Here is a 12985-nt window from a genome sequence, read left to right on the forward strand (position 1 = left end):
GTGGGCGGCCGCTCAGCGGCTGGCAAGATGCGTTTCGACCTCGTGTAGCGCCGCCTGGATCTGCTGGCGGCGGCCGTGGTCGGCCACCTCGCGGCCGGGCCGCGGCGGTGCCGCCAGGGCCTTGCGCAGCGCCGCCGCGGCGCCGCTCCAGTCCTTCTGCGCGCGCAGGAAATCGCCGTAGAAGTAATTGGCGTCGATGCCGTCCGGGTCGTACTGCAGGCCCTGCTGCAGCAGGGCGCGCGCCTTGGCGTCGTCGCCGAAGCCCACCGGCCAGCCCGGCACCTGGTAGTACAGCGCGCCCAGGCTGGTGCAGCCGGCGCCGTTCAGGGCGGCCGGGTCCAGCGCCAGCGCCTGCTCGAAATCGCTGCGGGCGCGCTTGACCAGGGCGAGCGCGCCGAGCCCGCCGCGTTCATTGGCCTCGCTGGACAGCACGATGCCCTCCCAGATCAGCGCCGCCGGATCCCGCGGCGCCGCCTGCCGGGCCACGCCCGCCTGCGTGGCGAGGCGGGCGTAGGCCTGCAGGCGCTGCGGCTTCGGCGTCTGGTAGGCGACCTGGGCCCACTGGTCGCGCACCGCGACCACCGCCGGGGTCAGCGGCGCGGCAGCGGCGGCCGCACCCAGCGGCGACAGCGCAAGCAACAGCAACAACACACACGGACGCAGCTTCATCGGGCATCTCCAAGTCGGGAAGGAACGCGTGTGGCATGCCGGCGTACCACCGGCAACTGCGCTTTCAGGCTGCGGTCCACCAGTCCCGGCAGGGCGCCATTGAGACGGGCGAAGAGTTTTTCCGGCCAACCGATCTGCAGACGGCGGTCGCCGCGTTCGATCGCCTGGCGCAGCGCACGCGCCACCCGCTCCGGGGTGTCGGCGCCGACCTTCAGCTCCTGGTTCATCGCATCCACCTGCGCGGTGTTGAACGCGGTGCGGGTGGCACGCGGCGCCAGGTACTGGAAGCGCACATGGCTGTCGGCATATTCGCGCGCCAGTGCCTCGAACAGCCCGCGCAGGCCGAACTTGCTGGCGCTGTAGCCGGCAAAGCCGGGAAAACCCAGGCTGCCGAAGGTGGAACCGACCGCCACCACCGTGGCCTGCGGCTGCGCCTGCAGCAACGGCAGCAGCGCGCGCACCAGCAACATCGGCGCCATCAGGTTGGTGTCGAGCAATTGCCGCAGATCCTGCTCGGACTGCTCGGCGAACAGGCCGAAGCCGCTCTGCGCATGCGCGATCAGCAGCAGCGAGGGCCGGATCGGCAAGGCCCCGGCGGCGTCGAGCAACTGCGCGCGCCCGGCCGGCGTGGACAGGTCCAGCGGCAGCGGCAGCACTCGCCCCTGCGGATGCCGGCCGGCGACCTGCGCCAGGCGCACCGGGTCGCGGCCGACCGCCAGCACGCAGGCGCCGGCGGCCACCAGTTCGTCGCACAGGGCGGCGCCGATGCCGCCGCTGGCGCCGGTGAGAATCACACTGCGTCCGTTGAGATCCATCATGCGGCCTCCGCCATGGGCAGCGCCGGCTGTGCGCGCAGGCTGCGGAAAATGTCGCCGTACAGGCCGTAGAAGCGCTTGGCCGCATGCACCACGGCGCGCTGGTCGTCGGCGTCGTCGAGCCGGTCCATCAGGCCTTCGAAGAACCCGGCATGCTCGATGTCCAGGTCGCCGTGCGAGCGCAGGTAGCTGAAGGCGTTGCGCGGCAGGCCCAGCGAGGTCTCGATGCTCTCGGCGGCGCGCGTGGCCAGCGCCACGCTGGTGCCTTCCAGCACCAGCACCATGCCGAAGAAACCGACCGGATTGCCGCGGGCGATGGTGTCGTAGGCGTAGGCCACCATCAGTTCGGTCGCCGCCGATGGCATCGAGGCGGCGGCGGCGGCGCGGTCGGCGCCGCAGGCGGCCAGGTCGTCGAGGATCCACTCCTGGTGGCCCAGTTCTTCCTCGATGTACTCGGCCACCGCGCTGCGCAGCCACTCCAGCCGTGCCGGCAGGCGCGCGCCGCAGGCCATCAGCAGGGGCACGGTATGGCGCACGTGGTGATAGGCCTGGCCGAGGAAGGCGACGTAGTCGGCGCCGGCGATCTGCCCGGCCAGGGCGGTCTGGATGATCGGGATGGCGATCAGGTCGGCGCGTTCGGCCTGGGTCTCGGCGAGCAGCCGGGCATGGAAACTCATTGGAAGGCTCCTGGGGCGGGATCGGGTTCGAGTTCGGCATAGCGCTGCGCCACGGCGTCGGCGTAGCGCTGCAGGATGGCGTCGCGGCGCGGGCGGCCGTTGCCGGTGAGCAGGCCGTCGGCGGCACTGAACGGCGCGGCGGCGCGCACGAAGCCGGCGACGCGGGCGTAATCGGGCAGGCCGGCGTTGACCTCGGCCAGCGCGCCGTGCAGCGCGGCGTCGTCTTCGCCGGCGCGGCGCGGCCACAGCACCGCCAGGTTGTGCGCACGCGCCTCGCCGCACACCACCGCCTGGGCGATCAGCGGATGCTGCAGCAGTTCGCTTTCCACCCACTCCGGCGAGACGTTGCGGCCGAACGCGGTGATGAACACATGCTTGCGGCGGCCGGTAATGTGCACGAAGCCGTCGGCATCGACATGGCCCAGGTCGCCGGTGGCGATCGGCCCCGGTGCAGGACCCGGCGCGCCCAGGTAGCCCAGGCAGCGCACGCCCTCGACCTGCAGTTCGCCGTCGACCGCCTGCACCCGCGCATGCGGCAGCGGCCGTCCGACGCTGCCCAGGCGCTGCGCTTCGGGCCGGTTCAAGGCCACCACCGAGGCGCATTCGGTCAGGCCATAGCCTTCGAACACCGGCAGTTGCAGCGCCGCCGCGCGGCGCAGCAGGCCCGGGCCGACGCGACCGCCGCCGACCGCCAGGTAGCGCAGCGAAGCGGGCAACGGCACGCCGCGCTCGGCAGCCATGACCAGCGCCAGCAGCAACTGCGGCACCAGGATCACGCTGTGCGGCTGGTAGCGGTGCAGGCAAGCGATCAGGGTCGGGATGTCCAGGCCGGCGGCGCCGCTGTAGCCGATCTCGGCCAGCGACGGCAGTGCGATCTGCGCACCGGACAGCAGCGGCGCATAGAGGCCGGCGACGTTCTCCAGCAGCGTCGACAGCGGCATCAGGCACAGGTGCCGGCGCGGCGCCAGCGCCGAGGCGGCGTCGGCCAGCGAGCCGGCGACCTGCAGCAACGCGTCGGCGCTCAGGCACACGCCCTTGGGCTGGCCAGTGGTGCCGGAGGTGTAGGTGATGCAGCCGGTGTCCGCGGGCAGCGCCACCGGCGCCTGCGTCAGCCGCCGGCCGGCCAGTCCCGGCTCCGGCAGGCGCAGCGCCTCGCCGTCGAGGTCGGCCAGGGCCGGGCCCGGCGCCGCGATCAGCCCCTGCGCACCGCTGCTGGCCAGCGCGTACTGCGCCTGCGCCGGGCTGAAGAAGGTCGGCAGCGGCACGTGCACGCCGCCGTTCAGGCGGATCGCCAGATCCAGCAGCAGCCACTCGGGGCCGTTGTCCAGCCGGCTGGCCACGCAGCGCAGCCCTTGCCGCTGCAGCGCATCGGCCAGGCGCTGTGCACGCTCGACCAGATCGCGCTCGCGCAGCGCGCCGTCGGCGACGAGCACGCGCGCGTCGTCGCCGCGCAGGCCGGCCAGCAGCTCGGCGAAGCCAGGCGCGCTCACGGCGCACCCGCCAGACAGGCGCGGAATGCCGGCAGCACGCCTTGGCGTGTCCCCGTCTCGCGCTGCAGGAAGGCGTGCCCGGCGGCGATGTCGCCGAACATCAGCCGCGGCTGCGCCGCGTAGTAGTCGCCCCAGTCGCTGGGATCGTCGCGCAGGTCCTGGCCGCGCGCCTCGCCGAGCTCAACGGTGGCCAGGTGCAGACGGTCGAAGGCGTTGCGCAGTTGCCGGGTCGCCACGAACAACACCCAGCGCAGGCCGGCGGCATGCAGGGTGCCGGTCAGCGCACGGATCATCGCCCGCGCGTCGCCGGCGTGCTCGGCGGCGAAATTGCCCACCTCCACCAACTCCGTGCGCACTACCCGCCGCGGCATCCGCTCGGCGATTGCCAGTTCCGCCGGCTGCAGCAGGTACTGCTCGACGAACAGCGGACCCTCGCTGGCGCAGCGCAGCCCCAGTGCGGCCTGCAGGCGACCGTCGGCGCCGTGGTAGGCGAGCAGGTGCGGAAGAAAGCCGCGCAGGACCGCGCCGTAGCGCTCGCGGTAGACCCGGGCGATGAAGGCTTCCACCTGCGCGCGATCGGGATGCAGGGCATCGACCAGCACAGGATCGGCGAAGCGGAAACCGGAAGCAGCGGAGAGGGGGACGATGGCCATGGCGGCATCGTCGGGGCAGTCGATTAGGCGACCATGAGCCCGATGTTAGGCAAATGTAAGCCGCGCATAAGCAAAGCATTGGATGCCGCGGCCCCTGCCCGCCCCTGCCCGCCCGTGCCCGCCCGTGCCCGCCGACGCGCTGCCAGGCCCGGCCGCCACGCCCACCGAACGCAGCGTCACAATAATGAACCAAGGGGTCTAGTATAAATATCGAACCGACTGGTCTAGTATTGCCACCCATGGTCAGCAAATCGTCCGCCGCCTCCGCCAAATCCTCCTCGCGTCCCGCCGGGCCCGGGCGTCCCAAGGACATGGGCAAACGCGCCGCGATCCTGGAAGCGGCACGGGAGATGTTCACCGAACTGGGCTTCGGCGGGGTCAGCATGGACGGCATCGCCGCCCGCGCCGGCGTCTCCAAGCTCACCGTCTACAGCCACTATGGCGACAAGGAGACCCTGTTCGCCGAGGCGGTGCGCGCGCAATGCCAGGCGCTGCTGCCCGACGACCTGTTCGGGCACGCCCTGAAAGGACCGCTGCGCACCCAGTTGCTGGACATCGGCCAGGCCTTCTTCGCCATGATCAGCAGCGAGGCGGCGATGGCCACCCACCGCATGATGCTGACCCCGGGCACCGGCGACGACCACGTCCGCGAGATGTTCTGGAATGCCGGTCCCAAGCGCACCCAGCAGCACCTGGCGCAGCTGTTGCAGGCCCACGTCGCCGCCGGCGCGCTGGACATCGCCGACCTCGACCTGGCCGCCTCGCAGTTCTTCTGCCTGGTCAAGGGCGAGCTGTACTCGCTGATGATGTGCGGGCTGTGCCGCGACGCCAGCCAGGAGCGGATCCGCGCCCATGTCGAGGCCAGCATCGACTTCTTCCTGCGTGCCTATGCGGCGCGCTAGCCCGGCCGTGGGGCTGTCCGCGACGGCCGATGACTTCCGGCACTGCGCGCCGGACCGTCCGGCGGCGATGCTGCGGCATACGCCCGGCCTCCGTGCCGGCTAAAATGCCCGGCCCTCCGCGTTGGATGCCCGAAATGACGATCGACTACTCCCAAGCCCGCGAAAAGATGGTGGAACAGCAGGTCCGTCCCTGGGACGTGCTGGACCTGCGCGTGCTCGACGTGCTGTCGCGGCTGCCGCGCGAGACCTTCGTGCCGCCGGCCCACCGCGCCGTGGCCTACGCCGACCTGGAGATTCCGCTGGGCCACGGCCAGTTCATGATGAAGCCGGTCATCGAAGGCCGCATGCTGCAGGCCCTGGACCTGCAGCCGGGCGAGGACGTGCTGGAGATCGGCACCGGCAGCGGCTTCGTCAGCGCCTGCCTGGGCGAGCTCGGCCGCGAAGTGGTCAGCCTGGAGATCGAGCCGGCCCTGGCCGCCGCCGCGCGCGCCAACCTGGACGCCGCCGGCCTGGGCAGCAACGTCCGCATCGAGACCGCCGACGCCTTCGCCTGGAACAGCGAGCGCCGCTTCGACGTGGTCTGCGTCACCGCCGCGGTCACCGAGATCCCGGCCCAGTTCCTGGCCTGGCTGCGCCCCGGCGGCCGCCTGTTCGCGATCCGCGGCCGCGCGCCGGTCATGGAAGCGGTGCTGGTGCATGCCGAAGCCGGCGCGCCGCGCACGGAATCGCTGTTCGAAACCGACCTGGCGTACTACCTGCGAGGCGCAGCGCCAGTCCCCCAGTTCACATTCTGATCCATCAAGGAAGCCGCAATGATCCGCCGATCCCTCGTCCTGGCGCTGGCCGCCGCGCTGTTTCCGTTGGCCGCCAACGCCACGGACCTGCTGCAAGTCTACGAAATGGCCCGCAACAGCGACCCGCAGTTGGCCTCCGCGGAATCGACCCGGCTGTACGACAAGGAAGGCGAAGTGCAGGCGCGCGCCGCCCTGCTGCCGCAGATCAACGGCAGCGCCTCGCTGCAGCGCAACCATAGCGAAGTCGAGCGCGGCGGCGGCGAATTGGCCGGCACCGGCAAGAGCCGCAGCTACGCCGTGCAGGGCCAGCAGACCCTGGTCAACTTCGCGCAGTTCTCCAACCTGCGCGCGCAGAAGGCGCGCAGCCTGGCCGCCGACTACACCCTGGATTCGGCCAACGACGACCTGATCGTGCGCACCTCGGCGGCCTACTTCAACGTGCTGGTGGCGATCGAATCGCTGGTCGCCGCCGAGACCAACGAAGCCGCCGCCAAGAAGCAGTTCGACTATGCCGACAAGCGCCTGGAAGTGGGCCTGGCGCCGATCACCGACGTGCACGAAGCCCGCGCCGAGTACGACCAGGCCCGCGCCGACACGATCACCGCGCGCAACTCGCTGCAGGACCTGTACCAGGCGCTGACCCAGATCACCGGCCAGCCGGTGCGCGACCTGCGCGGCCTGCCGGAGGATTTCCGTCCGCAGCTGCCGGCCACCGGCGGCGACATCGACAGCCTGATCGCCTCGGCGCTGGACAAGAATCCCTCGCTGCGCTCCTACCAGTACCAGGTGCAGGCGGCAGAGGCCAGCGTCTCCGCGGCACGCGCCGGGCACCTGCCGACGCTGAACCTGTCGGCCAGCGCCGGCCGCGATGCGAACTGGGGCGACAGCGTCTCCGGCAGCGGCAGCACCCCGCGCGCCGACAGCAACACCATCGGCCTGACCTTGAACATCCCGATCTTCGCCGGCGGCGCCACCCAGTCGGCGGTGCGCCAAGCGCTGGCGCAGCGCGACATCGCCCAGGACACCTACGAACTGCAGAAGCGCGCACTCGACCGCAACACCCGCAACGCGTACCAGACGGTGGTGGCCGGGATCAGCGAGATCGAGGCGCGGCGTCTGGCGGTGGTCTCGGCGCAGGCCGCGTTCGATGCCTCGCAGGTCGGCCTGGAGGTGGGTACCCGCACCGTGCTGGACGTGGTGCAGAACCAGCGCACCCTGTACCAGGCGCAGCTGGCCTACGCGCAGGCGCGCTACAACTTCCTGCAGAACCGCCTGCTGCTGAGCCAGGCGCTCGGCTCGCTGGACGTGGCCGAGGTGCAGTCGATCAACGCGCTGCTGACCCAGAGCGCCGAATCCAAGCTCAACTCCGCCAACAGCACGCAGTAAGCGCACGCATACGCGCTTGCCGCCGAAACGGCGGGCCTTCGGGTCCGCCGTTCTTGTTTATGGAGGCGTGGGGCGAGATGCGGCAGCCTCCTGCGGGAGGGACTTCAGTCCCGACGCGCTGCGCGATGGGAGGAGAGGGACGGCGCGTGCCATGCGTCGCGACTTGGAGGGCACCCCGAGTAACGACGAAGGACATTTGTAGGAGCGGCTTCAGCCGCGACAGGCGTTACCGGGAATGCCCGTCGCGGCTGAAGCCGCTCCTACGAGGGCAACCACGTGTCACTGAGCCGCGGCGAAGCGCGCTGTCCGAGGCTTTCTGAAATTGCGCCCATAACGGGTCTTTCCGGACCGCGGAAAAGGCTGACGTCGCAGGAGCCGTAGGAGCGGCTTCAGCCGCGACGGGCCTTCCCATGAAAGCACGTCATGGATACCCGCTGCGACGGAGACGCGCGCGCCTCTACGACGCGTCAGTCCTCCACGCCCGCATCGCCCGCCAGCGGCGGCAGGTGTGGCGCGATCAGCTGCAGGGTCCGTTGCAGCGCGCCACGGCCGTTCGCGACCAGCGCGCAGCCGGCCTCGGCCATGCGCGTGCGCGCCTCGGCATCGGCCAGCAGGGTCTGCAGCGCCGCGCACACGGCGCCGGCATCCTCGCAGATGGCCACCGCGCCGGCTTCGCGCATGCGCCGCGAAATCTCGGAGAAATTATGCAGGTGCGGGCCGGTCACCGACGGAGTGCCGACCGCCGCCGGCTCCAGCAGGTTGTGGCCGCCGATCGGCTGCAGGCTGCCGCCGACGAAGGCCACCTGGGCGCAGGCATAGAACCCCATCAGCTCGCCCAGCGTATCGATCACGAACACCGCATCCTCGGCGCCGGGCCACTGCTGCTGGCGGCGCGTGGCCACGCGCCAGCCCTGGTCGCGCGCCAGCGCCTCGACCTTGGCGAAGCGCTCCGGATGCCGCGGCGCCCACAGCAGCAGCAGGTCCGGCCACTGCCGGCGCAGCTGCCGGTGCATCTCGATCACCGCCGCTTCCTCGCCCTCATGGGTACTGGCGGCGATCCACACCGGACGCGTCGCCGGCACGCGTTCGCGGAACGCGGCGACGACCTCCGGCAAGTGCGCAGGCGCCGCGATGTCGAACTTCAGGTTGCCCAACGCGCGTACCTGCTCGGCACGCGCGCCCAGCGCCACGAAGCGCTCGGCATCCTCCTGCGACTGCGCCGCCACGCAGGTGACGGTGCGCAGCGCGCGCCCGATCAAAGGCCGCAGCAGCCGGTAGCCGCGCAACGAACGCGCCGACAGCCGCGCATTGAGCACGTAAACCGGAATGCCGCGGTCTCGGCAGCCGAACAGCATGTTCGGCCACAGCTCGGTTTCCAGGATCAGCGCCAGGCTCGGGCGGAAGTGCTGCAGGAAACGGCCGACGCTGCCGGGCACGTCGTAGGGCAGATACACATGATCGAGCGCGTCGCCCCACAGCGCGCGCACCCGCTCCGAACCGGTCGGGGTGATGGTGGTGATCACCCAGCGGATGTCCGGGCGCTGCGCGCGCAGCGCATTGACCACCGGCGCGGCGACGTTGACCTCGCCCACCGAGACCGCATGCAGCCACACCCGCGGCCGCCCGCGCGCCTGCGAATACGAGGCGTAGCGCTCGTCCCAGCGCTGGAAGTACTGGCGCACGCGGAAACCGCGCCAGACCAGGTGATAGACGGTGACCGGCAGCAGCAGATAGAGGATGGCCGAGTACAGGCCGCGCAGCAGCCGCTCGATGAAATCGTTGCGCATCCGGACAGCATAGCCGGTTGCGCGCAGGCGGCGGCAGACGATCGCCACGCGCGCCGCAGCGCACGCCGACGCGGTCGTGCGCGCGCCCGGCTAAACTTGGCGCATGTCTGCCGCCCCCACTCCGCCCGCGTCCGCCACCCAGGCCGCACCGCCACCACGCTCACCCCACCACTGGCCCACCTGGCTGCTGCTCGGCCTGGCAGTGATCGCCGCGCGCCTGCCCTGGCTGTTGCAGCGCGCCCTGGGTCGCGGCATCGGCTGGCTGGCGCTGCGGCTGGCCGGCACCCGCCGCCATGCCGCCGAGGTGAACCTGAAGCTGTGCTTCCCGGAGCAGAGCGAGGCCTGGCGCGCGCGCCTGCTGCGCGACAGCTTCGATGCGCTGGGCGTGGGCGTGTTCGAATTCGCCCGCGCCTGGTGGGGCGGCATCGGCGCGATCCGCCGGCGCACCCGCATCGAGGGCCTGGAACACCTGCAGGCGTTGCAGGCGCAAGGCCGCGGCGTGCTGCTGGTGTCCGGCCACTTCATGACCCTGGAGATCTGCGGCCGCCTGCTGTGCCAGTACGTGCCGCTGGCCGGCATGTACCGGCGCCACCGCAATCCGGTGTTCGAATGGGCGGTCAAGCGCGGCCGCCTGCGCTACGCCACCGCGATGTTCGCCAACGAGGACCTGCGCGGCAGCGTGCGCCATCTCAAGCGCGGCGGCTTCCTGTGGTACGCCCCGGACCAGGACATGCGCGGCAAGGACACGGTGTTCGTGCCGTTCTTCGGCATGCCCGCGGCCACCATCACCGCCACCCACCAGCTGGCGCGGCTGACCGGCTGCGCGGTGGTGCCGTACTTCCACCGCCGCGAAGGCGCCGACTACGTGCTGCGCATCGCGCCGCCGCTGGAGGACTTCCCGTCGGAGGACATGGTCGCCGACACCGCGCGGGTCAACGCCGCCATCGAGGCGATGGTGCGCGAAGCGCCGGCGCAGTATCTGTGGATCCACCGCCGCTTCAAGCGCCAGCCCGGCGGCCGCAGCGACTTCTACGAGCGCGGCTGAGCGCTCACGCCGGCGTCGCGGCGTCGGCGCGCTCGCCCGGTTCGGGGTCGTTCGCCAGCAGGGCGCCGGCGTACAGGCCGATCAGCAGCATGGTCAGCCCGCCCCAGAACGACGAATAGAACGCCAGGTGGGTGTTGAACGGGAACACCGTGATCAGCAGCGCCTGCATCGCCGGGCGCGCCCGCTCGCGCGCCTGCGCCGAGGCGTAGCGCCAGGCGCGCCACGCCTGTGCGGCACCGGCCAGCCACAGCAGCAGGCCGATCACGCCGGTCTCGGCGAGCACCTCGAGCACGATCTGGTGGGCATGGAAGGCCGGCTCGCGCCCCCATTCCCCGGCATGGGTCGGATCCGGGTCGCACCCGACATAGGCCTCGCGGAAGCCGCGCACGCCGACGCCGTTGATCGGGTGCTGGCGGATCATGCACCAGGCCGCGCTCCAGATCTGCGCACGCCCGGTCAGCGCCGCGTTGAGGTCGGCCGGATGTCCGCTGAGCGCGCGCGCGGTGCGCTCGAAGCGGTCGTGCACCTGCGGCGACACCACGCCCAGCACCCCCGCCACCAGCAGCGCGGCCACGCCCAGTGCCAGCAGCTTGCGCGCGCCGAGCAGGCGCCAGCCCGACAGCACCAGCAGCACCGCGAAGGTGATCCACGACGCACGCGATCCCGCCAGCACCAGCACCACGCCGACCGCCCCTGCCGCGATCAGCCAGCCCCAAGCACCGCCGCGGCGCGCAGCCAGCCACAGCAGGAACGGCGACACGCTGGCCAGCACCTGGCCGAACTTCAGGTTGCACGGGCCGAACACGCCGCTGAGGCGATCGGCCAGGGCGATCTCCTGCGGCGTGCACAGGCCGTGGTGGCTGATCGCCCACTTCAGCTGGTCCATCGACCAGAACAGCGGGCTGGTGCCGCACAGCGCCTGCGCCAGTGCATCCACGGTCCAGAGCGCGGCGATGACCGCCAGGCCGTTGAAAGTGGTGCGGCGACCGCGCGGCGTCGCCACCGCCATCGCCACCAGCCACAGGAACGGCAGGAAGCGCAGGTCCACCGCCGATTCGCGCAGCGCCAGCGGCACGTCCACCGCGCCCAGTGCCGACAGCGGCTGCGGCAGCCAGTAGGTGAGGAACAGCAGTGTGGTCAGCGCCCAGGCCGGGCCGCTGAGCAGGCGCGCGCCGCCGCGGAAGCGGCTGTGCAGCAGGCGCGCCAGGGTCACCAGGGCGCCCAGCGCCAGCACCCCGGCGGCCAGGCCCGGCGCCGGCCACAGCGCGACGAACACCAGCACCCAGACCGGCGCCCAGCGTTCGCGGACCTCGGGCAAGGCAGAAGCGGACAAGGAACCGTCAGGGCCGGAGTTCGTCATAGATCGCCAGAGTGCTGCGCTGCATCGCCTGCAGCGTATAGGGGAGCGTCGCCGGCGGCGCCGGCGGTTGGGCCAGCAGTGCGCGCGCGGCCGCCACCAGGGCCACGGCGTCGAAGGTCGCCACGGCGCCGGCGGGCTGCAGCTGCGCCAGCAATTCGCCGACTCCGCCATGCGCCCAGCCCAGCACCGGCCGTCCGACCGCCAGCGCCTCGACCACGGTGCGGCCGAAGGCCTCGGGCTTGCGCGACAGCTGCAGCACCAGGTCGCTGGCGGCGTAGGCGTCGGCGATGCGCGCGGTCGGCGGCGTGAACGCCACTGCGTCGGCCACGCCGAGGGTCGCCGCCTCGGCTTCGAGTTCGCGGATGTAGGCCTCGCGCCCGGCCTCGCGCGCGCCCGGCAACCACAGCCGCGCGGCGCTTCCCTCGCCCCGCAGCGCCGCCAGCAGGCGCAGCGCATCGGCGTGGCCCTTCAGGCGGGTGCCGCGCCCCGGCAGCAACAGCAGCGGCCCATCCCCGGCCAACGCCGGCGCCTGGCTGACGGCCCACGCCCGCGCCTGCGCATCGGGCCAGGGACGGCGCGGGAACTGCGCCGGATCAATGCCGCGCGGCACCACCCGCAGGCGCGCCGGATCGGTCTGCGGATAGTGCTGCAGCACGTAGTCGCGCACCGTCTTGGACACGCAGATGACCCGCTCGCCGCGGGTCATCACCGCGCTGTAGCGGCTCGGCGAGTTGAGCCCGTGCACGGTGGTGACCAGGCGCGGACGCTGCGCCGCCGGCATGCCCTGCAGCGCGCGCCAGCCCAGCCAGGCCGGCAGCCGCGAGCGCGCGTGCACGATGTCGGCGCGCTCGCGCGCGAACAGGCGCCGCAGCGCCGGCGCGTGGCGCAGGGTCAGCAAGGATTTGCGGCCGATGTCTAGGGCGATGTGTTCGGCGCCGGTGGCGGCCAGGGCCGGCAGCAGCCGGCCGCCAGCCGACACGACCACGGCGCGATGTCCGGCCTCGACCAGGGCCTGGGCGATTTCCAGGGTGGACCGCTCGACGCCGCCGGACTCCAGCGCCGGCAGCAGCTGCACCACGGTCAGGCGGTGCATCGAACCCGGATCAGTCGACCAACACGAAGACCGCGCCGCAGTACGGGCACTTGGCTTCCAGGCCCGGCTCGTCCTCGATCGGCAGGTAGACCCGCGGATGCGAGTTCCACAGCGCCATTTCCGGGGTCGGGCAGCTCAGCGGCAGGTCGGCGCGGCGCACCTCGTAGCGCGTCTGGGCATTGGCGGGCGCGGTGGCGGTATGGCTCATGGCGGTGGGGACACGGCGAAGGGGACAGACGATTCTAGCAGCCCGTCCCGGGGCCGGGCGCAGGTCCGGACGGCCGTCGCGGGAGACCTTCTTTCACGCGCCTTTC

13 protein-coding genes are annotated in these 12985 nt (G+C 71.9%); 4 read left to right on the forward strand and 9 right to left on the reverse strand.

Going from position 1 to position 12985, the window contains the following annotated elements:
- Positions 1 to 12: 12 nt before the first annotated feature.
- Genes PIQ37_RS06865 through PIQ37_RS06885 form a run of 5 tightly spaced genes read right to left on the reverse strand, consistent with a single transcriptional unit; the run spans position 13 to position 4304 of the window.
- Positions 13 to 669: a tetratricopeptide repeat protein gene (locus tag PIQ37_RS06865; RefSeq protein ID WP_342072882.1), complete on the reverse strand. Its 657-nt coding sequence runs from the start codon at positions 667 to 669 to the stop codon at positions 13 to 15.
- Positions 666 to 1484 carry an SDR family oxidoreductase gene (locus PIQ37_RS06870; RefSeq protein ID WP_342072970.1) on the reverse strand — a complete coding sequence of 273 codons (819 nt, stop codon included), beginning with the start codon at positions 1482 to 1484 and terminating at the stop codon, positions 666 to 668. Before PIQ37_RS06870 ends, PIQ37_RS06865 begins: the two co-directional genes overlap by 4 nt.
- Positions 1484 to 2161, reverse strand: coding sequence for a TenA family transcriptional regulator (locus PIQ37_RS06875; protein ID WP_043094824.1), 678 nt, complete (start codon positions 2159 to 2161; stop codon positions 1484 to 1486). Before PIQ37_RS06875 ends, PIQ37_RS06870 begins: the two co-directional genes overlap by 1 nt.
- Entirely contained in the window at positions 2158 to 3651 is a 1494-nt protein-coding gene (locus PIQ37_RS06880) for an AMP-binding protein (protein WP_342072883.1), read from the reverse strand. Before PIQ37_RS06880 ends, PIQ37_RS06875 begins: the two co-directional genes overlap by 4 nt.
- Positions 3648 to 4304, reverse strand: a complete 657-nt coding sequence (locus tag PIQ37_RS06885) for a thermostable hemolysin (protein WP_342072884.1) — start codon at positions 4302 to 4304, stop codon at positions 3648 to 3650. The genes PIQ37_RS06880 and PIQ37_RS06885 overlap by 4 nt, the downstream gene beginning before the upstream one ends.
- A gap of 311 nt (positions 4305 to 4615) precedes the next feature.
- On the opposite strand from PIQ37_RS06885, the gene PIQ37_RS06890 reads away from it, so the two are divergent.
- From PIQ37_RS06890 to PIQ37_RS06900, 3 genes are all read left to right on the forward strand, one after another.
- Entirely contained in the window at positions 4616 to 5206 is a 591-nt protein-coding gene (locus tag PIQ37_RS06890; RefSeq protein ID WP_017911136.1) for a TetR/AcrR family transcriptional regulator, read from the forward strand.
- 134 nt (positions 5207 to 5340) lie between these two features.
- Complete coding sequence (locus PIQ37_RS06895; RefSeq protein WP_010344493.1) at positions 5341 to 6000, forward strand: protein-L-isoaspartate O-methyltransferase family protein; 660 nt, start codon at positions 5341 to 5343, stop codon at positions 5998 to 6000.
- Between the two features lie 18 nt (positions 6001 to 6018).
- Positions 6019 to 7386 carry a TolC family outer membrane protein gene (locus tag PIQ37_RS06900; protein ID WP_342072885.1) on the forward strand — a complete coding sequence of 456 codons (1368 nt, stop codon included), beginning with the start codon at positions 6019 to 6021 and terminating at the stop codon, positions 7384 to 7386.
- Positions 7387 to 7853: 467 nt separating this feature from the next.
- On the opposite strand, the gene waaA is transcribed toward PIQ37_RS06900, so the two are convergent.
- Positions 7854 to 9173, reverse strand: a complete 1320-nt coding sequence (gene waaA / locus PIQ37_RS06905) for a lipid IV(A) 3-deoxy-D-manno-octulosonic acid transferase (protein ID WP_342072886.1) — start codon at positions 9171 to 9173, stop codon at positions 7854 to 7856.
- Between the two features lie 103 nt (positions 9174 to 9276).
- Here waaA and PIQ37_RS06910 point away from each other — a divergent pair, with 103 nt between their 5' ends.
- Entirely contained in the window at positions 9277 to 10218 is a 942-nt protein-coding gene (locus tag PIQ37_RS06910; RefSeq protein ID WP_342072887.1) for an LpxL/LpxP family Kdo(2)-lipid IV(A) lauroyl/palmitoleoyl acyltransferase, read from the forward strand.
- Between the two features lie 4 nt (positions 10219 to 10222).
- On the opposite strand, the gene PIQ37_RS06915 is transcribed toward PIQ37_RS06910, so the two are convergent.
- The 3 genes from PIQ37_RS06915 to PIQ37_RS06925 are packed head-to-tail and all read right to left on the reverse strand — an operon-like array spanning position 10223 to position 12879.
- A complete protein-coding gene (locus tag PIQ37_RS06915) occupies positions 10223 to 11578 on the reverse strand; it encodes an O-antigen ligase family protein (protein WP_342072888.1) in 1356 nt (451 codons plus the stop codon).
- Entirely contained in the window at positions 11559 to 12671 is a 1113-nt protein-coding gene (locus PIQ37_RS06920; RefSeq protein ID WP_342072889.1) for a glycosyltransferase, read from the reverse strand. The genes PIQ37_RS06915 and PIQ37_RS06920 overlap by 20 nt, the downstream gene beginning before the upstream one ends.
- Before the next feature lie 10 nt (positions 12672 to 12681).
- Positions 12682 to 12879 carry a zinc-finger domain-containing protein gene (locus PIQ37_RS06925; RefSeq protein WP_010344507.1) on the reverse strand — a complete coding sequence of 66 codons (198 nt, stop codon included), beginning with the start codon at positions 12877 to 12879 and terminating at the stop codon, positions 12682 to 12684.
- Between the last annotated feature and the right edge of the window lie 106 nt (positions 12880 to 12985).

This window comes from Xanthomonas protegens (genome assembly GCF_038442435.1).
GTDB classification, from domain to species: Bacteria; Pseudomonadota; Gammaproteobacteria; order Xanthomonadales; family Xanthomonadaceae; genus Xanthomonas_A; species Xanthomonas_A sontii.

What these genes read in the sequence shown, in the direction of transcription:
- waaA (WP_342072886.1), bottom strand. Translation starts at nt 9,173, where the DNA reads ATGCGCAACGATTTCATCGAGCGGCTGCTGCGCGGCCTGTACTCGGCC.
- PIQ37_RS06910 (WP_342072887.1), top strand. Translation starts at nt 9,277, where the DNA reads ATGTCTGCCGCCCCCACTCCGCCCGCGTCCGCCACCCAGGCCGCACCG.
- PIQ37_RS06895 (WP_010344493.1), top strand. Translation starts at nt 5,341, where the DNA reads ATGACGATCGACTACTCCCAAGCCCGCGAAAAGATGGTGGAACAGCAG.
- PIQ37_RS06875 (WP_043094824.1), bottom strand. Translation starts at nt 2,161, where the DNA reads ATGAGTTTCCATGCCCGGCTGCTCGCCGAGACCCAGGCCGAACGCGCC.
- PIQ37_RS06915 (WP_342072888.1), bottom strand. Translation starts at nt 11,578, where the DNA reads ATGACGAACTCCGGCCCTGACGGTTCCTTGTCCGCTTCTGCCTTGCCC.
- PIQ37_RS06870 (WP_342072970.1), bottom strand. Translation starts at nt 1,484, where the DNA reads ATGGATCTCAACGGACGCAGTGTGATTCTCACCGGCGCCAGCGGCGGC.
- PIQ37_RS06900 (WP_342072885.1), top strand. Translation starts at nt 6,019, where the DNA reads ATGATCCGCCGATCCCTCGTCCTGGCGCTGGCCGCCGCGCTGTTTCCG.
- PIQ37_RS06865 (WP_342072882.1), bottom strand. Translation starts at nt 669, where the DNA reads ATGAAGCTGCGTCCGTGTGTGTTGTTGCTGTTGCTTGCGCTGTCGCCG.
- PIQ37_RS06890 (WP_017911136.1), top strand. Translation starts at nt 4,616, where the DNA reads ATGGGCAAACGCGCCGCGATCCTGGAAGCGGCACGGGAGATGTTCACC.
- PIQ37_RS06920 (WP_342072889.1), bottom strand. Translation starts at nt 12,671, where the DNA reads ATGCACCGCCTGACCGTGGTGCAGCTGCTGCCGGCGCTGGAGTCCGGC.
- PIQ37_RS06885 (WP_342072884.1), bottom strand. Translation starts at nt 4,304, where the DNA reads ATGGCCATCGTCCCCCTCTCCGCTGCTTCCGGTTTCCGCTTCGCCGAT.
- PIQ37_RS06925 (WP_010344507.1), bottom strand. Translation starts at nt 12,879, where the DNA reads ATGAGCCATACCGCCACCGCGCCCGCCAATGCCCAGACGCGCTACGAG.